General features: G+C 64.1%; 20 protein-coding genes. 5 read left to right on the forward strand and 15 right to left on the reverse strand.

Annotated features, from left to right (window positions below):
* Positions 1-68: 68 nt before the first annotated feature.
* Together acnA and HKX24_RS07690 are read left to right on the forward strand one after the other, a co-directional pair.
* A complete protein-coding gene (gene acnA / locus HKX24_RS07685; protein ID WP_271691651.1) occupies positions 69-2843 on the forward strand; it encodes an aconitate hydratase AcnA in 2775 nt (924 codons plus the stop codon).
* 143 nt (positions 2844-2986) lie between these two features.
* On the forward strand, positions 2987-3799 hold the full coding sequence (locus HKX24_RS07690; protein ID WP_271691653.1) for a hypothetical protein: 813 nt from the start codon (positions 2987-2989) through the stop codon (positions 3797-3799).
* Between the two features lie 34 nt (positions 3800-3833).
* On the opposite strand, the gene HKX24_RS07695 is transcribed toward HKX24_RS07690, so the two are convergent.
* The 10 genes from HKX24_RS07695 to yajC are packed head-to-tail and all read right to left on the reverse strand — an operon-like array spanning position 3834 to position 10645.
* Positions 3834-4373: a DsbE family thiol:disulfide interchange protein gene (locus HKX24_RS07695; protein WP_271691654.1), complete on the reverse strand. Its 540-nt coding sequence runs from the start codon at positions 4371-4373 to the stop codon at positions 3834-3836.
* Positions 4366-4521, reverse strand: coding sequence for a heme exporter protein CcmD (ccmD, locus tag HKX24_RS07700; protein WP_271691655.1), 156 nt, complete (start codon positions 4519-4521; stop codon positions 4366-4368). Before ccmD ends, HKX24_RS07695 begins: the two co-directional genes overlap by 8 nt.
* Positions 4521-5255: a heme ABC transporter permease gene (locus HKX24_RS07705; RefSeq protein ID WP_271691656.1), complete on the reverse strand. Its 735-nt coding sequence runs from the start codon at positions 5253-5255 to the stop codon at positions 4521-4523. The genes ccmD and HKX24_RS07705 overlap by 1 nt, the downstream gene beginning before the upstream one ends.
* Positions 5256-5307: 52 nt before the next feature.
* A complete protein-coding gene (ccmB, locus tag HKX24_RS07710) occupies positions 5308-5964 on the reverse strand; it encodes a heme exporter protein CcmB (protein ID WP_271691657.1) in 657 nt (218 codons plus the stop codon).
* On the reverse strand, positions 5961-6572 hold the full coding sequence (gene ccmA, locus HKX24_RS07715) for a heme ABC exporter ATP-binding protein CcmA (protein ID WP_271691658.1): 612 nt from the start codon (positions 6570-6572) through the stop codon (positions 5961-5963). The genes ccmB and ccmA overlap by 4 nt, the downstream gene beginning before the upstream one ends.
* A gap of 19 nt (positions 6573-6591) precedes the next feature.
* Positions 6592-6945 carry an Mth938-like domain-containing protein gene (locus tag HKX24_RS07720; protein ID WP_067266397.1) on the reverse strand — a complete coding sequence of 118 codons (354 nt, stop codon included), beginning with the start codon at positions 6943-6945 and terminating at the stop codon, positions 6592-6594.
* A gap of 18 nt (positions 6946-6963) precedes the next feature.
* The gene (locus HKX24_RS07725; RefSeq protein ID WP_271691659.1) at positions 6964-7719 is read right to left on the reverse strand and encodes a sulfite exporter TauE/SafE family protein; all 756 of its coding nucleotides are present in this window, start codon (positions 7717-7719) and stop codon (positions 6964-6966) included.
* Positions 7712-8680 carry a protein translocase subunit SecF gene (gene secF / locus HKX24_RS07730; RefSeq protein WP_271691661.1) on the reverse strand — a complete coding sequence of 323 codons (969 nt, stop codon included), beginning with the start codon at positions 8678-8680 and terminating at the stop codon, positions 7712-7714. The genes HKX24_RS07725 and secF overlap by 8 nt, the downstream gene beginning before the upstream one ends.
* A gap of 1 nt (position 8681) precedes the next feature.
* A complete protein-coding gene (gene secD, locus HKX24_RS07735; RefSeq protein ID WP_271691662.1) occupies positions 8682-10331 on the reverse strand; it encodes a protein translocase subunit SecD in 1650 nt (549 codons plus the stop codon).
* A 35-nt stretch (positions 10332-10366) separates the two neighbouring features.
* Positions 10367-10645, reverse strand: a complete 279-nt coding sequence (gene yajC / locus HKX24_RS07740; protein ID WP_067627241.1) for a preprotein translocase subunit YajC — start codon at positions 10643-10645, stop codon at positions 10367-10369.
* Between the two features lie 217 nt (positions 10646-10862).
* On the opposite strand from yajC, the gene serS reads away from it, so the two are divergent.
* Both serS and HKX24_RS07750 read left to right on the forward strand, forming a co-directional pair.
* Positions 10863-12155, forward strand: a complete 1293-nt coding sequence (gene serS / locus HKX24_RS07745; protein WP_271691663.1) for a serine--tRNA ligase — start codon at positions 10863-10865, stop codon at positions 12153-12155.
* Positions 12156-12322: 167 nt separating this feature from the next.
* The gene (locus HKX24_RS07750) at positions 12323-13039 is read left to right on the forward strand and encodes a hypothetical protein (protein ID WP_271691664.1); all 717 of its coding nucleotides are present in this window, start codon (positions 12323-12325) and stop codon (positions 13037-13039) included.
* 6 nt (positions 13040-13045) lie between these two features.
* Here the strand turns inward: HKX24_RS07750 and der are convergent, their stop codons facing one another.
* From der to HKX24_RS07765, 3 genes are all read right to left on the reverse strand, one after another.
* A complete protein-coding gene (gene der, locus HKX24_RS07755) occupies positions 13046-14527 on the reverse strand; it encodes a ribosome biogenesis GTPase Der (RefSeq protein WP_271691665.1) in 1482 nt (493 codons plus the stop codon).
* A gap of 60 nt (positions 14528-14587) precedes the next feature.
* Positions 14588-15970: a PQQ-like beta-propeller repeat protein gene (locus HKX24_RS07760; RefSeq protein ID WP_271691666.1), complete on the reverse strand. Its 1383-nt coding sequence runs from the start codon at positions 15968-15970 to the stop codon at positions 14588-14590.
* A gap of 67 nt (positions 15971-16037) precedes the next feature.
* Complete coding sequence (locus tag HKX24_RS07765) at positions 16038-16742, reverse strand: tetratricopeptide repeat protein (RefSeq protein WP_271691667.1); 705 nt, start codon at positions 16740-16742, stop codon at positions 16038-16040.
* Positions 16743-16893: 151 nt separating this feature from the next.
* Here HKX24_RS07765 and HKX24_RS07770 point away from each other — a divergent pair, with 151 nt between their 5' ends.
* A complete protein-coding gene (locus HKX24_RS07770; protein ID WP_276153907.1) occupies positions 16894-17343 on the forward strand; it encodes a DUF302 domain-containing protein in 450 nt (149 codons plus the stop codon).
* Between the two features lie 23 nt (positions 17344-17366).
* Here the strand turns inward: HKX24_RS07770 and HKX24_RS07775 are convergent, their stop codons facing one another.
* Both HKX24_RS07775 and HKX24_RS07780 read right to left on the reverse strand, forming a co-directional pair.
* The gene (locus tag HKX24_RS07775) at positions 17367-18197 is read right to left on the reverse strand and encodes an ion transporter (RefSeq protein ID WP_271691669.1); all 831 of its coding nucleotides are present in this window, start codon (positions 18195-18197) and stop codon (positions 17367-17369) included.
* A gap of 103 nt (positions 18198-18300) precedes the next feature.
* Complete coding sequence (locus HKX24_RS07780) at positions 18301-20085, reverse strand: ABC transporter ATP-binding protein/permease (RefSeq protein WP_271693836.1); 1785 nt, start codon at positions 20083-20085, stop codon at positions 18301-18303.
* Between the last annotated feature and the right edge of the window lie 158 nt (positions 20086-20243).

Below are 20243 nucleotides of genomic sequence, written 5' to 3' on the forward strand. Positions count from 1 at the left end.
ACCGCCGCGCCCGTAGTGGCATTGAGACGGCAATCTAGCCACCCATCAGACCCCGAAGGGAGCCCGCCATGACAATCCAAGTCGGTCACGACAGTGCCAAGACACGGAAAACCCTCTCCGTTGGCAGCCAGAACGTCGCCTATTACTCCATCCCCGCCGCCGAAGCGGCCGGTTTGGGCGATTTCTCGAAATTGCCAGCGGCGTTGAAAGTCGTTCTGGAAAACATGCTGCGTTTTGAGGACGGCAAGACCGTCACCCAAGATGACATTAAGGCTTTCGCCGAATGGGCGACCAAAGGCGGCAAGAACCCCCGTGAGATTGCCTACCGCCCTGCGCGCGTTCTGATGCAGGATTTTACCGGCGTGCCTGCGGTCGTCGACCTTGCCGCGATGCGCGACGGTCTGGTAGCGCTCGGTGGCGATGCCGACAAGATCAACCCGCTGAACCCCGTCGACCTTGTGATCGACCATTCCGTCATGATCGACGAATTTGGCAACCCGCGCGCCTTCCAGATGAACGTGGACCGCGAGTATGAGCGTAACATCGAACGTTACACCTTCCTCAAGTGGGGCCAAAAGGCGTTTAACAACTTCCGCGTTGTGCCCCCCGGCACCGGCATCTGCCACCAGGTAAACCTTGAGTATCTGAGCCAAACCGTCTGGACCGACAAGGACCAAAACGGCGAAGAAGTGGCCTACCCCGACACGCTCGTCGGCACCGACAGCCACACCACCATGGTCAACGGCGCTGCCGTTCTGGGCTGGGGCGTTGGCGGGATCGAGGCCGAGGCCGCGATGCTGGGCCAGCCGATCTCCATGCTGATCCCCGAGGTCGTGGGCTTCGAGCTGACGGGCCGCATGATGGAAGGCACCACCGGCACGGACCTCGTGCTGAAAGTGGTCGAGATGCTGCGCGAAAAAGGCGTGGTCGGCAAATTCGTGGAATTCTACGGTGACGGCCTTGACCACCTGCCGCTGGCGGACCGCGCGACCATCGCCAACATGGCGCCTGAGTACGGCGCGACCTGTGGCTTCTTCCCGATCGACGACGAGACCCTGCGCTACCTGACCAACACCGGCCGCGACAAGGACCGCGTGGCGCTGGTCAAAGCCTATGCGCAGGAAAACGGCATGTGGCGCGATGCGGATTACGCGCCGGTCTACACCGACACGCTGAGCCTCGACATGGGCACCATCGTGCCCGCGATCTCGGGCCCCAAGCGTCCGCAGGACTACATCGCACTCGACAAGGCGCACACCGCTTTCGCCGAATACGTCAAAGGCATCCGCGAAGGCAAAGACACCTCCGCGAACTCCGAAATCCGTTGGGAAGGCGAAGGCGGCCAGCCCGAGCCGCAGGAAATCCCCGGTGACGAGGGCCACCACAACCGCGGCTATGTGATGACCGACGACGGCCATTACCAGCTGCATGACGGCTCCATCGTGATCGCCTCGATCACCTCCTGCACCAACACCTCAAACCCCTATGTCATGATCGGCGCGGGCCTCGTGGCGCGCAAGGCGCGTGAGCTGGGCCTGACGCGCAAGCCTTGGGTCAAGACATCGCTGGCACCGGGCTCGCAGGTTGTGTCGCATTACCTTGAGGCCGCGGGCCTGCAAGACGATCTGGACGCCATCGGCTTCAACCTCGTGGGCTACGGCTGCACCACCTGCATCGGCAACTCCGGCCCGCTGGAAGCGCCGATCAGCAAGGCGATCAACGACTATGACCTGATCGGCACCTCCGTGCTCTCGGGCAACCGCAACTTCGAGGGCCGCATCAGCCCCGACGTGCGCGCCAACTACCTCGCCTCCCCGCCCCTCGTGGTGGCCTATGCGCTGGTGGGTGACATGAACCACGACCTGACCAACAGCCCGCTGGGTCAGGATAAGAACGGCAATGACGTCTACCTGAAAGACATCTGGCCCTCGACGCAGGAAGTCGCCGAACTGGTCGAACAGACCGTGACGCGCGAAGCCTTCCAAGAGAAATACGCCGATGTCTTCAAGGGCGACGAGAAGTGGCAGGCGGTCGAGACCACCGACAGCAAGACCTACGATTGGCCGCCGCAGTCGACCTATGTTCAGAACCCGCCCTACTTCCAAGGCATGTCGCCTGAGCCGGGCACCATCTCGAACATCGAAGGCGCGAAAGTGCTGGCGGTGCTGGGTGACATGATCACCACCGACCACATCTCGCCTGCCGGTTCCTTCAAGGAGACCACGCCTGCGGGCCAGTATCTGACCGAACGTCAGGTGCCGGTGCGTGAGTTCAACTCCTACGGTTCGCGTCGTGGTAACCACGAGGTCATGATGCGCGGCACCTTCGCCAACATCCGCATCAAGAACGAGATGCTGGATGGCGTCGAAGGCGGCTACACCAAAGGCCCCGATGGCGAGCAGACTTCGATCTTCGATGCCGCCATGGCGCATCAGGAGAACGGCACTCCGCTGGTTATCTTCGGTGGTGAGCAGTATGGCGCGGGCTCCTCGCGTGACTGGGCCGCGAAGGGCACCGCTCTGCTGGGTGTGAAGGCCGTGATCGCCGAGAGCTTTGAGCGTATCCACCGCTCCAACCTCGTCGGCATGGGCGTCATCCCGTTTGAGTTCACCGGCGGCGACACACGCAAATCGCTGGGCCTCACCGGGGATGAGACCGTCTCCATCGAAGGGCTGGACACGATCAAGCCGTTGCAGGAAGTGCCCTGCGAGATCACCATGGCGGACGGCAGCACCAAAGAGATTACTCTGAAGTGCCGCATCGATACCGCGATTGAGATCGAGTACATCGAGCACGGCGGCGTGCTGCACTACGTGCTGCGCAACTTGGCGAAATCGGCCTAAGCGCCAATCGCAACCGCGAAACAAGTCAAGGAGCGGCCCCATCGGGTCGCTCCTTTTCAGTTGCCGCGCGCTGCTGCGCGGGAACCTGCCCGCCCATCATGGGTTGCCTTCATAAGACGATCGCGTTCGAGGAAGGCACAGCAATGTTAGCAGGTTACGCACTAGGCGCTTTGGGCGCGGTGATCCTTGTTATCGTGCTGCTGGATTTTCTCTATACCGCGATTGGCGCGGCCCCTGTGGCCCCCCTGTCGGAACGGGTGGCACGGGCAGCCTTCTTCCTCTTTTCCAAGGTGATGCCAAAGGGAGATACGCGCCATCGCCTCTCAGGTCCGGTGGTGATGACGGCCATCGCGGCGACGTGGATCCTGCTCGTCTCTCTCGGATGGACCTTGGTGTTTCAACTCAGCCGCTACGCGGTGGTGATGTCTGACAGCACGCAGCCTGCGGGTTTCATCCGCGATTCCGCCTTTGTCGGCCATCTGCTTTCCACCCTCGGGGGCGGGCCGCTGCAAACGCAAGGCGCCTTCTGGCAGGTGATGTCGGTGCTCGTCGGGGTCAACGGTATGGTAATCCTGACCCTCTCGGTCAGCTTCGTGCTGTCGACCACCACCACCGTCGCGCAAGCGCGGGGGCTTTTGAGCAAGGCGTCGATGTTCGCGGCGGACAGCGATGAGATGAACACGATCATTATGCCCGCCCTCGCCGATCTGGTGTCGAACCTCAATGCGATGCAATTCGCGCTTTACTACAGCGCCGAACACCCCGCCCGCCGGGTGCCCGCAGGAATGGTGGAACTGGCCGAGCGGGTCGCCCCCTATCCCGAACAGATTCGCCGCCTGCGCATCGCGCTTGAGCCGCTGCCCGGGTTCTCTGCGTCCGAAGGAAGCTTGGACCAGTTAACCAACGCGCAGTTCATCGCGCACCTGAGGGAATGGGCGCGGCCTTATTCGCACTGATCCCGAAGGCGTCTGATCGACCGCGCAGCCGAAATCAGCGGGTGATTGCATCCCGCAGCGCCGGGAGGAACCGCTGTTCGTAATCGCTGCCCACCAGCGGCCCGGCAAAGCGGAACAACACCGTGCCGTCCCCGTCGACGATGAAAGTCTCCGGCGGGGCGGTCACGCCCCAGTCGATTGCCACACGCCCCTGCGGGTCGAAACCGACCCCGCCAAAGGGGCTTTCTTCGTCATCGAGATAGGCGGTCGCGTTCTTCTCGGTATCCTTGAAATTGATGCCGATGATGTTCATCCCCTCGGCCTGCATCTCAAGCAGTTTGGGGTGTTCGGCACGGCAGGGCGGGCACCAGCTGGCCCAGAAGTTCACCAAGCTCACTTGCCCTGCGCGCAGCATGTCATCCGTGGCCTGCGGATAGCCGGGCAGCGTGGCTTCGGGCATGGCAGGCGCCTGCTGTCCCACCAGCGTTGAGGGCAGCCCCTCGGGATCGTCGCGGTACATGCCAACGGCGGCCAGTGCGACGAAGGCGGCAAAGATCACCGGCGGCGCGATCATCATGGGCGAGAGTTTAGCCACGGCGTCCGGCCTCCTGCTCTGTCTCTTCCAAAGCCCGGCGCGCCGCGCGACCGCGCCAGAGGGTCAAGCCGATCAGCGCTGCCAGCAGCAGCAGCGATACGGCATAGGCCGAGAGCACCTCGGCCGCGTATTTCCCAAGCTCTGGCATCACGCCCCCCTGTTCATCCGCGCCCGCAGCGCCGCCGTGCGGCGCAGGCGAATTTCGGTGCCCGTGCGGTAGACCACCAGCGCCAGAAACAGCAGGCCAAAGCCGATCATCGCCAGCACCAAAGGATAGAAAAACACATCCGCCACGCTGCGGTTGCCCGTCGCCACGGGGATTGAGGTGCCCTGATGCAACCCTTGGTTCCAGAACTGCACCGCATAGCGCGACAGCACCGCAAAGACGGAGCCGACAAGGCAGAGAACCGACGTCAGATCGGCAGCGGTGTCCGGATCCTCCACCGCCTGCCACAGCGCGATGTAGCCGAGATAGAATAGGAACAGGATCAGGAAGGACGTAAGCCGCGGATCCCACGCCCACCATGTGCCCCACATCGGCTGGCCCCAAATCGCCCCCGTCACAAGCGCAATCAGCGTCATCACCAGCCCCACGGGTGCCGCGGCCTTGGCCGCCAATGCGCTGACGTGGTGACGGCGGATCAACCAGATGAGCGAGGCCACCAGCATCATGAACCACGCATTGATCGCCATCAGGGCGGCGGGCACATGCAGATAGATGATCTTGACCGTGCTGCCTTGCCGCGCGTCATCAGGCGTGCCGAAAAAACCCCAAAGCAAGCCCACGCTCACGAAGGCCGCCGCCAGCACCCAAAGCGCAGGTTGCACGCGCTGCGAAAGCGCAAGGAATTTGACCGGATTTGCGTATTGCCAAAGGGACATGCAGACTACCTATCGCGCGGTTGGGTGGTGCTCAATGCACGATTTACCCGGGTCATCGCAACCCCATCCGTAGCACGGCGGCTGCGGCAAATGGCATCAAGGCCACCACGGCCAGCGTCAGCCCCGCCAGCATCAAAAGCGGCGTCGTGGCCTCCAAGCCCGCCGCCCCGCGCCGGGCAACCTCGGCCCCGAAAATCAGGGTCGGGATATAGAGCGGCAGCACGAGTAGCGACAGCAGCAGCCCGCCGCGTTTGATCCCCACCGTCAGCGCCGCGCCGAACATGCCGATCACCGACAGCGCAGGCGTGCCGAGCGCTAGCGAGAGCAGCAGCCACAGATGCCCCGGCGTTGCGAGTTGCAGCATCACCCCCAGAAAGGGCGCCGCCAGAACCAGCGGCAGCCCGGTCGTCAGCCAATGTGCCAAAGCCTTGACCGCCAGCGCCCCTTCCAGCGGCAGCGGTGCCGTCAACAGCAGCTCCAACGAGCCGTCTTCGAGGTCGAGCGCCAGCAGACGGTCGAGCGACAGAAGACAGGCCAAAAGCGCCCCGAGCCAAAGCACACCGGGCGCAATCGCGCGCAGCAGCGTGGCCTCTGGCCCGACGCTGAAGGGCACCAGCATCGTCACGATCAGGAAGAACGCCAAGCCGAGGCCAAAGCCCCCGCCCGCCCGGAGCGCCAAACGCAAGTCTCGCAGCAGCAACGCCTTCATAGGAAGGCCGCATCGCTTGCGCCAAGATCGGCGTCGGGGGCCGCACGGTAGGCGCTGATGTCGAGCATCCGCGCCTCCACGCCCAGATCGATATGCGTGGCCATGAGGGCCGATCCGCCCAACGCCAAATGCCCGCGCAGGACAGAACCGAACAGCGCCACCGCATCCGCGTCGAGCGAGACCGTCGGCTCATCCAAGACCCAGATCGGCCGCCCCGTCACCAAGAGCCGCGCCAAGCCCAAACGGCGCTTTTGCCCGGCGGAAAGGGTCGCAGCCAAACGGTCAGCCAAAGGGCGCAACGCATAGCCATCAAGTGCTGCGGAAATGTCAGTGTTGCCAAAGACCTGCGCCCAAAAGCTCAGGTTCTCGCGCACGGTCAGCATGGATTTCAGCCCATCCGCATGGGCGGCATAGGCGACACGGTCCTCCGCCCCCTCAATCTGCCCTGTGAGCGGCGCTTGCAGCCCGGCGATACAGCGCAGCAGCGTCGTCTTCCCGGCCCCGTTCGGGCCGCGCAGCACCAAAGCCTCCCCCGCCGCCAGCGCGAAGGACAGGCCCAAAAGCACGGGCACCCCGCCGCGTGCGACGCTAAGGTTACTGACTTGCACTGGCCGCGCCGCTCCGCCCTTAGACCGGCAAGAGAGCCAGCGCGATGCGCCGCCCCTCGCTCAGCAGAATGTTGTAGGTGCGGCAAGCGGCGGGGGAGGACATGACTTCGACCCCCAGCCCGGCCTCTTCCAAGGTCTCACGCAGGTCATCGGGGATATGCGCCACCTCCGACCCGGTGCCGAGAAAGACCACGTCGACCTTGCCTGCCAGCGCCAGCACCGGCGCGGGATCGGCCAGCCCGCCCCAGCCGGTGATGCCCTCCGGGCCGATCACCTGCGCGCCCTCCACGACCTCGCCATCGATGCGGAAGAAGCCGGGGCCGTAGCCGTCGATCGGTTTGGCATCGGTATAGGTGATCTCGTTCAATCGCATGTCATGTCCCTCTCAGGCTCAGATATTCCACAGCGGCAGGCCAAGGATAGCCGATGCGGCGATGACGATATAGGCCACCGCGCGAAAAAGCCGCTCTCGCTTTGGGTCAAATAGCCGCGCCCCGATGATATTGGCGATGACATTCGGCACCCCGGCCAAGAGGCCCAGCCACAGCACCGGCCAGACCACCTGCCCCGTCGCCGCGAGCATGGCAAAAAGCATCAGGTCGAGCCCCAGAAGATAGAGCAGGAAATTCGCCCGGATCACCGCAGCGGGCCTGCGGCTCGCCATATAGAGCAGGATCACCGGCGGCCCGGCGATGCCCGCGAAACCGGTCATAAAGCCACCCAGAGCGCCGGTGGCCGTCACCAGCTTCGCGCCAAGCGGCCCGTGATAGCGCCAGCCCGCGAGTAGCAGCACCAGCAAGCCCAGCACCACGCCCGAGACGATCCAGCCGAACCCTTCGGGTGAGATCAGCGACAGCCCCCATAGGCCCAGCGGCAGCCCGATCAGCACGCCGAGCAGCAGCCGCCCCACTTCACGCGGCGCGCCTTCGCGCAGGGCATCGGGGAGGTTTGGCAGGGGGCCGATCACCTCGGCAGCGGTGAGGAAAAGAATCGCTTCGACCGGAGACAGGACAGAGGCCGCGACGGGCATGATGATCATGGCGGAACCGAAACCGGCAAAGCCGCGCACCAGCCCCGCCACGATCACGGCCAGCGCAAGCCATGCCACCCCGGGGGTGGCGATGGCCTGCGCCAGCAGGTCAGGCATCAATATTGGCGAATTGCGTGCCCGCGCCCGCGTCGGGCTTGGACCAGTCGCGCTTCACGCCAAGGTAGAGCACCACGTTCTTGGCCACATAGACCGAAGAATAGGTGCCCACGATCACGCCCCATGTGATGGCAAAGACGAAGGCCCGGATCACATCGCCGCCCAAGATCAGCAGCGCGATCAGTGCCAGCAGCGTGGTGCCCGAGGTCATCAGCGTACGGCTCAGCGTCTCGTTCACGCTGAGGTTCATCACATCGCGCAGAGGACGCTTTTTGTATTTGCGCAGGTTCTCCCGCAGGCGGTCAAAGATCACCACGGTGTCGTTGATCGAATAGCCGATGATGGTCAGGATCGCCGCCACGACCGGCAGGTCGAAACGGATCTGCAGGAGCGAGAACAAACCGATGGTCAGCACCACGTCGTGGAACAGCGCCACCACCGCGCCGACCGAGAATTGCCATTCGAAGCGCAACCAGATGTAGATCAGGATCGCCGCCAGCGCCCCGCCCACGGCAAGGAAAGCGGTCTGGATCAGCTCGCCCGAGACTTTGGGGCCCACGGATTCGACGGAGGTGAACTTGATATCGGGGGAGACGCTTTGGAGTGCCGCTTCGATGGTTTCGATCGTGTCGGTGGTCGCCGCCTGCTGCCCTTCTTGGGCCTGCACGCGGATCATCGCCACATGGCGGTCCGCGCCGAAACCGGGGTCGAAGACCTCAGAGATGGTCACGTCGCCCAGCTCCAGCGGGGCCAGTGCATCGCGGTATTCGCCCACGTCGACGGCTTGGGTGCTTTCGGTCCGCAGCGTGGTGCCGCCGCGGAAGTCGATGCCAAAGTTCAGCCCCATCACGCCCCAAGCAATCAGGGACAGGACCATCAACACCACGGAGGCGCCGAAGGTGATCTTGGCGTAGCCGAAGAAATCGAAGTTCGTATTGTCGGGTACCAGCTTCAGTCGCATGTCAAACCTCGATTGTCTTGGGACGGCGGCGTTCAAACCAGATCACCACCAGCAAGCGGGTGACGAAATAGGCGGTGAAAACCGATGTGACGATGCCCAGGCCCAGCGTGACGGCAAAGCCGCGCACCGGACCAGAGCCGAGAGCGAAGAGGATGACCGCCACGATGAAAGTCGTGATATTGGCATCCAGAATGGCGCTGAGCGCGCGCTCATACCCCAGTGAGATCGCCCGCGCAGCGCCTTTGGCATTGCGTTGCTCCTCGCGGATACGCTCGAAGATCAGCACATTTGCGTCGACCGCCATGCCGACGGTCAGCACGATCCCGGCGATGCCCGGCAGCGTCAACGTGGCCCCGATCAGGCTCAAAAGGCCAAAGATCAGCCCGACGTTGATGATCAGCGCGATATTGGCAAAAAAGCCGAACAGCCCGTAGGACGCCCACATGAATAACAGCACGGCGACGAAGGCGACCATGGTCGCGATCTTGCCTGCGTCGATGCTGTCTTGTCCCAGTTCCGGGCCGATGGTGCGCTCTTCGACAAAGCTGAGCCCCGCGGGCAGGGCGCCCGCGCGCAGCAGCACAGCAAGGTTGGTGCTTTCCTCGACCGAGAAGCGCCCGGTGATGATGCCCGACCCGCCGGGAATATGGCTCTGGATGGTGGGCGCGCTGATGACTTCGTTGTCGAGCACGATGGCGAAGGGCGAGCCGATGTTTTCAGCCGTGTAATCGCCGAACTTGCGCGCACCAGAGGTGTCAAAACGGAAAGACACGGCAGGCGCGCCGTTCTGGTCAAAGCTGGGCTGCGCGTCGACCAATTGCTCGCCGGTGACGACGGGGGCAGTCTCAATCGTGTAGAAGACGCCTTCTTCATCCGCCGCGGGCAGGATGGCGTTGCCGATGCCGGGGTTGTCGTTCTCGTTCGAGCCGCGGTTGACCACCGGGTTGAAGGTCAGCTGCGCCGTGGTGCCGATGATGGCTTTCAATTCGGCCGCTGAACCGATGCCGGGGACTTGGATCAGGATGCGGTCCGCCCCCTGACGCTGGATCGTCGGCTCACGGGTGCCGACTTCGTCAATGCGGCGGCGCACGATTTCGAGGCTCTGCTGCATGGTGCGTTCGTCGGTCGCCTGTTTTTCGGCATCCGACAGGGTGATGGTGATGATGCCATCGGCCCCGCTTACGTTGATGTCGCTGCCGCCTGCGCCGGTCACGGTGGTGACGGGGCGGGCCAGATCACGTGTAATTTGCAGCGCTTCGGCCATTTTCGACGGATCGTTCAGGCGGACCCGCAATTCCCCCGCTGGCGCCTCTTGCCGGCGAACCGGGGTCAGGCTGCGCAGGGCGTCGCGCACCTCGGGCCATTGGGCTTCCATGCGCGAGGCATAGACATCGGCCAGTTGCACCTCGGCCAGCAGATGCGCACCGCCGCGCAAATCGAGGCCAAGGTTGACCAGCCCCGAGGGCATCCATTCGGGCCAAAGCGCGCGCTGCGCTTCCAGTTCGGGCGTGCTGCCCTGAACCTCGATGGCCGCAACGGCGTCATTGTGCTTTTCGACAGGAGCGTAAAAGGCATTGGGAAGCGCCAGCCAAAGCCCTGCCAGACAGGTCAGGACAATGACAATCCGCTTCCACAGATCAATCTGTAGCATAGTTCCGCCTTTGGGTTGCGGCCTCGGGGTAGGGTTTATTTCGCCGGTTCGGTCTTGGAGACCACGGTGGCGATGGTGGCCTGCACCACGCGAATTTTCACGCCCTCGGCGATTTCCACCTCAAGCTCACCGTCGTCTTTGACCTTGGAGACCTTGCCGATGATGCCGCCTTGGGTCACGACCTGATCGCCCCGACGCAGACCGGCCACCATGGCCTGATGTTCCTTCGCCTTCTTCTGCTGCGGGCGGATGAGCAGAAAATACATGATCGCGAAGATCAGGATCAGCGGCACGAATTGCTGGATGCCTTCCATGGGGGTCGTCCTTTTCGATGGGTATTGGGCCGCAAAATGGGCCTTGAGAATTTGGCCAGAACCTATGCGCGGTGGCAGCGGGGTGCAAGGTGGAAAGCCGATGCCGCCTGCCCGCCCGCGCGGGGCCAATCGCCGCATGGTTGCGGCCCCTACCCCCGCACCGCACATTAAGGCATAAGGCAGCAAAACCGACTCACCCGATCTTGAGGACAAACCCATGCACGACATCCGCGCCATCCGCGACAATCCCGAGGCTTTTGACGCCGCTCTTGCCCGCCGGGGCGAGGCGGCGATGTCGCAGGCGGTGCTGTCCCTTGATGCCGCGCGCCGCGCCAAGATCGCCGCCGCCGAGAGCGCCAAGGCCGAGCAGAACAAGGCCAGCAAGGAAGTCGGCGCCGCCAAGGGCCGTGGTGACGAGGCCGAGTTCGAGCGCCTGCGCGCGCTGGTAGGCGACAAAAAGGCCGAAGTCGCCGCGATGAACGCCGAGGCGCAGGAGTTGGACGCGAAGCTGACCGACATGCTCGCCCGCATCCCCAACAACCCCGCCGAGGACGTGCCTCAAGGCGATGATGAGAACGACAATGTCGAGGTGAAGAACTGGGGTGAGAAGCCCGCCTTCGATTTCAAACCGGTTGAGCATTACGAGATCAAAGGCGTCAAACCCGGCATGGATTTCGAGACCGCCGCCAAGACTTCGGGCGCGCGTTTCGTCATGCTGAAAGGTGCCGTGGCGCGGGTGCACCGCGCGCTGGCGCAATTCATGATCGACACTCATGTGGATGAAAACGGGCTGACGGAGGTAAACTCCCCCGTGCTGGTGCGCGACGAGGCGATGTATGGCACCGACAAACTGCCGAAATTCGGCGAGGACAGCTATCAGACCACGGATGGCTGGTGGCTGGTGCCGACCTCCGAAGTGCCGCTGACCTATTCGGTGGGCGGCGACACGCTGGAGCAAAGCGCTCTGCCGATCCGTCTCACTGCCCATACCCTCTGCTTCCGTTCCGAGGCCGGAAGTGCGGGCCGCGACACCGCCGGGATGCTGCGCCAACACCAGTTCGAAAAGGTTGAGATGGTCTCGATCACCCACCCGGATGAGAGCGACGCCGAACAGCAGCGCATGGTGGGTTGCGCCGAGGGCATCCTCGAAAAACTCGGCGTGCCCTACCGGACGGTGATCCTCTGCACCGGCGACATGGGGTTCGGCGCGCGGCGGACCTATGACATCGAAGCCTGGGTGCCGGGGCAGGATTGCTACCGCGAGATCTCCTCGGTCTCGACCACCGGCGATTTTCAGGCGCGGCGCATGAACGCGCGGTTCAAACCCGAGGGCGGCGGCAAGCCGCAGTTCGTGCATACGCTGAATGGCTCGGGGCTGGCCGTGGGGCGTTGCCTGATCGCGGTGCTGGAAAATGGCCAGCAGGCGGATGGCTCTGTGAAGCTGCCCGAAGCGCTTGCGCCCTATCTGGGGGGCAAGACGACCCTCACGGCGGAAGGTGTGCTCGCCTAAGGGTGAGCCACCGCTAGGCCCGATCCGCCCCGCCCCGCCGGGGGGCGTACCAGATAATTTTGGGCGCACTTGCGGTGCGACCGCGTAGGCGCTGGCCCTGGGTTGCCGTGGCGCGCGGGCGCTCTAGGATTAGCTGTACCGCAACAGCTAATCCCGCGAGGCCGACCTTGCCCAAATCCTCCCGCACCCTGATCGCCGTGCTTGCCCTGCTGCTCAGCATCGCCTTCGCGATCTCACCCTTTTTCGTTCCCAGCTTTTCGGGCTTTGATCCGAACCAATTCCCCATTCCGCAGGACAACCCGCCCGCGCAGCCTGCGGGCTATGCCTTTTCCATCTGGGGGGTGATTTACCTGTGGCTGATCGCGGGCCTTGGCTATGGCCTGTTGCGCGCGCCGCGGGATGGGCAGTGGCATCACATGCGCGTGCCGCTCTGCCTGTCGCTCGCCGTGGGGACCACATGGCTCGCCGTGGCGACCATGAGCCCGGTCTGGGCCGCGATACTGATCTGGATCATGCTGATCACCGCCCTCATCGCCCTGTTCCTCGCCCCGGTCGAAGACCCGCTCTGGGCCGCCGCCCCGGTAGGGCTCTACGCAGGCTGGCTCTCAGCCGCTTCCTGCGTGTCGCTGGCGCTTCTGGCCGCAGGATACGGCTATTTGGAAGAGCAGACAGCGGCGGTGGTCTTTGTCGGGCTGGCGATCGCAATCGGCACCATCGTCCAGACCGCTCTGGGGCGGACACCGACCTATGGCATCGCGGTGATCTGGGGGCTGGTGGGCGTGGTCGTGACCAATTGGGGCGAGACGGCCTTGGTCGCCTATCTGGCGCTCGGGGGCAGCGTCATCGTGGCGCTGCCCACCGTCAGGGCGTTCCGGCGCGGCTGAGCCCGCTTAGTCCTTGCGGCGACCGTCAGTGTGCTTGCGCAGCTTCGACGGCGCCGCTTTCTTGCGGTTCTTATAGGGGTTGGCATCCGACTGACCGCGCATCCACAGACGGATCGGCGTGCCGGGCATGTCGAAATCCAACCGCAACCCGTTGACCAGATAGCGCGTATAGCTGTCCGGCACCTTGTCGGGGTGGCTGCACATCACCACGAAGCCCGGCGGGCGGGTCTTGGCTTGGGTCATATAGCGCAGCTTGATGCGCTTGCCCTGCGGCGCGGGGGGCGGATGCGCCTCCATCATGCCCGAGAGCCAACGGTTGAGCTGCGCGGTGGTCACCCGGCGGTTCCAGACCTCATAGGCGCGCATGATCGCGGCTTGCAGGCGGTCGAGGCCCCTGCCCGTCTTGGCCGACACGGTGATCAGCGGCGCACCGCGCAACTGCGGCAAGAGCCGCTCGAAGCTCTCTTTGAGATCGCGCAGTTTCTCCTGCCGGTTCTCTTCGATGTCCCATTTGTTCACGGCGACAACCACCGCGCGGCCTTCGCGTTCGGCCAGATCGGCGATGCGCAGATCCTGCTGTTCGAACGGAATCTCGGCGTCGAGCAGGACCACGACCACTTCGGCGAACTTAACCGCGCGCAGACCATCGCTGACGCTGAGTTTTTCGAGCTTCTCCTGAACCTTGGCCTTTTTGCGCATCCCCGCGGTGTCGAAGATGCGCATCGGCACCGGCTCACCATCCGGCCCGGCCCATTCGGTCGTCAGAGAGATCGCATCGCGGGTGATCCCGGCCTCCGGCCCGGTGAGCAAACGATCCTCACCCAGAATTTGGTTGATCAGCGTCGATTTGCCCGCATTGGGGCGGCCCACCACGGCGACCTGCAAAGGCTTGGCGCGGGTCGGCATCGGCACGGATTCGGCCTCAAGATCGGCGTCATCCTCGGGCAGATCCACATCCGTCTCAGGCGCGTCCTGCGTGGCGCGTTCGGCATATTCATCGGCCAGCGGCATCAACGCGGTGTAAAGATCGGTCAGCCCCTCGCCATGTTCGGCGGACATGCGAATAGGCTCGCCCAGACCCAGCGAATAGGCTTCGATCATGCCAGCATCGGCGGCCTTGCCCTCACCCTTGTTGCCAGCGAGAATCACATGCGCGGATTTCTTGCGCAGGATCTCGGCAAAAACCATATCCGAGGGCGTCACGCCGACGCGGGCGTCGATCATAAACAGGCAGATGTCAGCCATATCGACCGCGCGTTCGGTCAGGCGGCGCATCCGGCCTTGCAGGCTGTCGTCGGTGACCTCTTCCAGCCCCGCGGTGTCGATCACGGTAAAGCGCAGGTCGGCCAATTTGGCCGCGCCTTCGCGCAGGTCGCGGGTCACGCCGGGCTGGTCATCGACCAGAGCGAGGCGTTTGCCGACAAGGCGGTTGAACAGCGTGGATTTCCCGACATTGGGACGGCCCACGATGGCAAGGGTAAAGGACATAATTCAGGCTCCGGGCCCCGGTTGGGCCAGTTCAGACACGCGCCTTAGCCTATTTGCGGCCTAACGGAAAGCGTGCAATTGCCCCTTGGTGGAGACGACATAGAGCGTGCCGCCCGCCACGACGGGGGCGGTGGTCGCCCCGCCGGGGATTTGGGTGGTGCCGGTCAGCCCGCCGCTCACGGGGTCAAAGCTGCGCAGCACCCCGTCGTTGGAGGCCACGATCACGCGCCCCCCGGCGATGATCGGGCCGTAATGGGCCACCACTTCGGATTGCTTCTTGGGCTTATCTTTGACGAAATTCGGCAGCGGCGTGCCCCAGATGCGGCGGCCCGTGCTGGCGTCGAGCCGGACCAGTTCGTTCAGGTCCGTGACCGCAAAGACAGAATCGCCCGCAGGCCAGACCGGACCGATCGCCCCGTCGCGCGCGACCCATTTGCGGTCGCCGCTGTTGACATCCAGCGCGGCCAGACGGCCCGAATGGTTGCCCACATAGACGGTCCCGTTCGAGACCACAGGCGCACTTGTCACATCGCCCACAAAGCTCAGCGCGCGGCCCGGACGTTTGCCCAGAACGGAGGTCGACCACCGCTCAAGCCCGCCTTGGCGGAACAGCCCCTGCACCTCGCCTGAGCCGAAGGCAAAGATCGCCAGATCGCTGGTGACGGCGGGCGCAGGCGCGCCCAAAACGTTGCTGAGGCTGGTCACAGCGCCGGTCTGCCACTGGATGCGGCCATCGGTTTTGTCGAGCGCCCAGCCGGTATCGTCGCCCGCCGTGAGATAGACCAGATCGCCCGAGACGGTCGGCGTGCCCGAACCGGTGGCGTCAAGGTCTTGGGTCCAGTGCACGCCGCCCGTCGTCACGTCGAGCGCGGCCAGAACGCCAAAACCCACGGAGACATAGAGCGTTTCCCCATCCACGGCGAGGCCGCCACCGGTGGCTTGGCCTTCGCGGTCGGATGCGGGGGTGAGGTCACGGGTCCAGAGCGTTTGGCCCGAGGTCGAGGTCGCTGTGACCTGCGCCCCGGCGTCGAGCGTGAAGACACGCCCGCCCGCCACCACCGGATCGGCGGTGATACGTTGTTTGCGGCTGTCGCCCGCGCCGATATCGGCACTCCAGACCGGCTGTAACGCGGTGCGCAGCGCGGGATGGCTGATGCGGGTCGCGGCGGTACCGATGCTATGGGTCCAGTTGGCGTTGTTCACCGTGCCGCCCAGAGCGATGGCGCGGCTGGTATTCTCTGGCACGGGGCCAGTGGCGGCGTCAAAGGCAGGGTCTTGCACGCCGGGGTTTTGCAGCACCGCGCGCACGTCTTCGCGTTTGCCCGGCAGATAAGTCTGCTCATCCGCGCAGGCCGTCAGCAACAGCGCGGCACCGATGGCCCCCGCCACGCCCAGACCCCGCAGACCCGCTTGCCCGGGTTCGGTTTCGCGATGCTTCGTCATGGACCTGCTCACTTTCTGTCTTTCCTCAACCTTCACGCCCCCGCCATTTTTGGCGGGTGGATATGTGTCAGTCACCCGTTGCTTCGGGGATCTCCAGCGCGGCCTCTGCGGCGGCACTCTCGTCACCCGGTTCTTCACCCAAGGCCACAATCACCTGAAGGGCGCGTTGTTGCAAGTCCGGGGTGGTTTCCGCATCGGAGAGAATGGACTGGTAGCGCGCCACGGCCTTGTCGGTCTCACCCTCTTGCATGTCGATCAGGGCCAGTTGCTCTTCTGCCAACAGGCGCAGCGGGGCACCGGGCTGGGCCAGCGCTTCGAGCGCCTGACGCCGCTCGGCCACGGGCACCGATTGGCCCTGAAGGGTCACGATCTTGAACTGCGCCAGGGCCCGGTAGATCGGCGCGAGGTCACCGTCGAGCGCCACGGCATCAAGCTGCTCCACAGCGGCATCGGTCTCACCCGCTTCGGCCAGCGCATCGGCGCGCATGAAATTCAGCACGGCGCGGGCACCGGGGCCATCGGCCTCGATCGGGGCGAGCGCTTCGGCGCGGGCATTGCTGGCATCCGCTTCGAGCGCGGCAAGCATCGCATCCCCCAGAGCTTCGGCCTCGGCCCGCTCCTGTGCTTTGCTGTATTCGTTCCACGCCGCCCCACCAACGATGGCCACCACGGCCAGCACGGCGATCCAACCATAGCGGCGCAGGTAGCCGTATAGCCGGTCGCGGCGGACCTCTTCGTTCACTTCGTCAATAAAACTGTCGGTATCGCTCATCGCGCCCTGCCCCCGGCCTGATTTTGCCCCTCTTACCGCGCGTGGCCGGCCAAGCCAAGACCCAGCGAACCGCAGCGCCTTTTCGCCGACCGCTTGGCCCGGGGGCGCGTCACGCTAGGTCAGGGGCAGAATGCAGCGAAAGGAGACGATGATGAAAGCGATTGCACTGGCAGCAGGTGTCGTGATGGCGGCCATGCCCGCTTTGGCGCAGGATTTGGTGGCCAAAGTCTCACCCCATGATGTGCCGACGACGATGGACCGACTGGAAAGCGCGGTCGAGGCGGCGGGGGCCGAGGTCTTTGCCCGGATCGATCATGCCGCCGGGGCCGAAAAGGCCGAGATGGAATTGCGCCCGACGCAGCTTTTGATCTTTGGCAACCCAAAGCTCGGCACCCCCGCGATGCAGGATGCCCAGACCGCCGGGCTGGATCTGCCGATGCGGGTGCTGGTCTACGCCGATGGCGAGGGGGCCGTGCATGTGACCTATGCCGCGCCTGAAACGCTGGTCACCGCCCACGGCCTGCCCGAAGAGGCGGAATATCTCACCAAGATGACCAAGGCGCTGGACAATCTCACCGCCAAGGCGATCGGCGAGGAATAACGCCCCCTCCCCGCCCCGGCCTTTTAGGGTTTGGGCGGGGTGTTCTGCGCCTTGATCAGGTTTTCCAGATCGGTCAGCCGCGACATGACCTCATCGCGGTAGGTGTTGGTCTGCTCGTTGCTTTCCTCATGATGCGCGTCTTGCATCGAGTTCACGATCAGGCCGACCAAAAGGTTCACCACCGCGAAGGTGGTGACCATGATAAAGGGCACGAAGAACATCCAGGCATAGGGATAGACCTCCATCACCGGGCGCACGATGCCCATGGACCACGACTCGAGCGTCATGATCTGGAACAGCGAATAGCCCGACTGGCCCAGCGTGCCGAACCACTGCGGGAAATCCGCGCCAAAGAGTTTGGTGGCCATGACGGAGGCGATGTAGAAGATCACCCCCATCAGCAAAAAGACCGAGCCCATCCCGGGCAGCGCGTTGACCAACCCCTCGACCACGCGGCGCAGCGAGGGCGCGACCGAGACGACGCGCAAGAGCCGCAGGATGCGCAGGGCGCGCAAAACGCTGAGCCCCTGTGTCGCCGGGATCAGCGAGATGGCGACGATGACGAAGTCAAAGATGCTCCACCCGCGTTTGAAGAAATCAAGCCCGCGCCCGAAAAGCTTGATCGCAATTTCGATGACGAAAATGGCGAGACAGATACGGTCCAGCAGCAGGATCAGCGGCCCAACCTGCCCCATCACCTCGTCCGAGGTCTCGAGCCCCAAGATCACGGCATTAAAGAGAATCACGCCCAGAATGAAATTCTGGAACGAAGGGCGGTCGGCCAGCCGGGCGGCGCGGGCGCGCAGCGAGGTCTGCGAAGGGGTCGAAAGATCGGTCATGGCGGTAGATATCATGCGCCGCCCCGCACAGTGCAAGAGCAGATCGCCCGCAAATGCACCCCTCGGCGGCAATGCCCCGCCTGCCTGCCGAAACAGAAGGCGGGGCCAGCTTCGCCGTCTACTCTTCTTCCGCCTGCTGGCGCTGCCAAAGCTGGGCATAGCGCCCACCTTGGGCGAGCAGCACCTCATGGCTGCCCTGTTCGATGATCTCGCCCTTCTCCAACACGACGATGCGGTCGGCCTCGGCGATGGTCGAGAGGCGGTGGGCGATGGTCAGCACCGTGCGCCCTTGGCCCGCGCGGCGCAGCGCATCTTGGATCTCATGCTCCGTCTCGCTGTCGAGCGCGCTTGTGGCCTCATCCAACAGCAGGATCGGCGGGTCTTTCAGCAGGGTCCGCGCGATGCCGACGCGCTGTTTCTCGCCGCCCGACAGTTTCAGGCCCCGCTCGCCCACCGTGGTCTCATAGCCCTGTGGTAGCGCCATGATGAAATCATGGATCTGTGCTGCGCGCGCGGCGTCTTCGACCTCTTCCTGCGTCGCCCCATCGCGGCCATAGGCGATGTTGTAACCAATGGTGTCGTTGAACAGCACTGTATCCTGCGGCACCACACCAATCGCCATATGCAGCGAATGCTGGGTCACGTCGCGCACGTCCTGTCCGTCGATCTTGAGCGCCCCGCCCGCGACATCGTAGAAGCGAAACAGCAGCCGCCCGATGGTGGATTTGCCCGAGCCGGTCGAGCCGACGATCGCCACCGTCTCTCCGGGGCGCGCCTCAAGCGAGATGCCTTTGAGGATTTCGCGGTCGGTGTCATAGGCAAAGCGCACGTTTTCCAGCGTCACATGGCCACCGGTAACCTTTAGGTCCGGCGCGTTCGGCTTGTCGTCAATCTCAGCCGGTTGTTCGAGCAGGCCAAACATCTGCCCCATATCTACAAGCGCCTGACGGATCTCGCGGTAAACGGTGCCAAGGAAGTTCAGCGGCACGGTCAGTTGAATCATGTAGGAGTTCACCATGACGAAGTCGCCGACGCTCAGCTCGCCGCTTTGCACGCCCATCGCCGCCATGACCATGACCCCCACGAGCCCCGCTGTGATGATCAGAGCTTGGCCAAAGTTCAGGAAGGCCAGCGAATAGTTCGTCTTGATCGCCGCGTTCTCATAATCGGCCATCGCGGCGTCATAGCGCGCGGCCTCACGCCCCTCTGCGCCGAAGTATTTCACCGTTTCATAGTTCAGCAGACTGTCGATCGCCTTTTGGTTGGCGTCGGTGTCGCTGTCGTTCATCTGCCGTCGCAGGCGCACGCGCCATTCGGTGACGGCAAAGGTGAACCAGACGTAGAGCGCAATGGTCACCGCCACGACCGCCAGATACCAGACGTCAAAGAGGACGGCGAGGATCACGCCCACGAGGATCAGCTCAAGGATCAGCGGCCCGATGGAGAAGAGCAGGAAGCGCAGCAGAAAGTCGACACCTTTGACCCCCCGCTCAATGATCCGGCTGAGGCCCCCGGTCTTGCGGGTGATGTGATAGCGCATCGAGAGTTTGTGGATGTGCTGGAAGGTCTCAAGCGCCAGCATCCGTAGGGCGCGCTGCCCGACGCGCGCGAACACCGCATCGCGGACCTGTTGAAAGCCCACCCCCATCAGCCGCGCCATGCCGTAAGCCACGGTCAGACCAATCGCGCCAAGCGCCAGCATCGGCGCCCCCTCGCCCGCCAGCGCATCCACCGCGTCGCGGTAGAAGAACGGCGTGGCGACGATGATCAGCTTCGACACCAGCAGCGCCAGCATGGCCAGAACCACCCGGCGTTTCACCCATGGCATATCCTTGGGCCAGAGGTAGGGCGCGACCTTGCGCAGCACCAGAAAGCCCGACTGCCGTTCGGCGGCGTCGATCATCTCGGCCTCTGTGGGGATGCGTTCGGGCTTGGGCGTCTTGCGGTCGCGCCGCCGCGCGGCGTTAGATTGGTCTGTATCGGCTGGCATGGGAATTCCTGAAGTGATTACAGGCTACATAGGCCCCATGGCCTTGGGTTGCCAGTACCGGGCGGCGCACA

Origin of the sequence: Sulfitobacter sp. M85, assembly GCF_029285915.1 — a bacterium.
GTDB classification, from domain to species: Bacteria; Pseudomonadota; Alphaproteobacteria; order Rhodobacterales; family Rhodobacteraceae; genus Sulfitobacter; species Sulfitobacter faviae.

Coding starts and splice junctions, on each gene's coding strand:
- acnA (WP_271691651.1), top strand. CDS start 69: ATGACAATCCAAGTCGGTCACGACAGTGCCAAGACACGGAAAACCCTC.
- HKX24_RS07690 (WP_271691653.1), top strand. CDS start 2,987: ATGTTAGCAGGTTACGCACTAGGCGCTTTGGGCGCGGTGATCCTTGTT.
- ccmD (WP_271691655.1), bottom strand. CDS start 4,521: ATGCCAGAGCTTGGGAAATACGCGGCCGAGGTGCTCTCGGCCTATGCC.
- HKX24_RS07705 (WP_271691656.1), bottom strand. CDS start 5,255: ATGTCCCTTTGGCAATACGCAAATCCGGTCAAATTCCTTGCGCTTTCG.
- ccmB (WP_271691657.1), bottom strand. CDS start 5,964: ATGAAGGCGTTGCTGCTGCGAGACTTGCGTTTGGCGCTCCGGGCGGGC.
- HKX24_RS07720 (WP_067266397.1), bottom strand. CDS start 6,945: ATGCGATTGAACGAGATCACCTATACCGATGCCAAACCGATCGACGGC.
- HKX24_RS07725 (WP_271691659.1), bottom strand. CDS start 7,719: ATGCCTGACCTGCTGGCGCAGGCCATCGCCACCCCCGGGGTGGCATGG.
- secF (WP_271691661.1), bottom strand. CDS start 8,680: ATGCGACTGAAGCTGGTACCCGACAATACGAACTTCGATTTCTTCGGC.
- secD (WP_271691662.1), bottom strand. CDS start 10,331: ATGCTACAGATTGATCTGTGGAAGCGGATTGTCATTGTCCTGACCTGT.
- yajC (WP_067627241.1), bottom strand. CDS start 10,645: ATGGAAGGCATCCAGCAATTCGTGCCGCTGATCCTGATCTTCGCGATC.
- serS (WP_271691663.1), top strand. CDS start 10,863: ATGCACGACATCCGCGCCATCCGCGACAATCCCGAGGCTTTTGACGCC.
- der (WP_271691665.1), bottom strand. CDS start 14,527: ATGTCCTTTACCCTTGCCATCGTGGGCCGTCCCAATGTCGGGAAATCC.
- HKX24_RS07760 (WP_271691666.1), bottom strand. CDS start 15,970: ATGACGAAGCATCGCGAAACCGAACCCGGGCAAGCGGGTCTGCGGGGT.
- HKX24_RS07765 (WP_271691667.1), bottom strand. CDS start 16,742: ATGAGCGATACCGACAGTTTTATTGACGAAGTGAACGAAGAGGTCCGC.
- HKX24_RS07770 (WP_276153907.1), top strand. CDS start 16,894: ATGAAAGCGATTGCACTGGCAGCAGGTGTCGTGATGGCGGCCATGCCC.
- HKX24_RS07775 (WP_271691669.1), bottom strand. CDS start 18,197: ATGATATCTACCGCCATGACCGATCTTTCGACCCCTTCGCAGACCTCG.
- HKX24_RS07780 (WP_271693836.1), bottom strand. CDS start 20,085: ATGATCGACGCCGCCGAACGGCAGTCGGGCTTTCTGGTGCTGCGCAAG.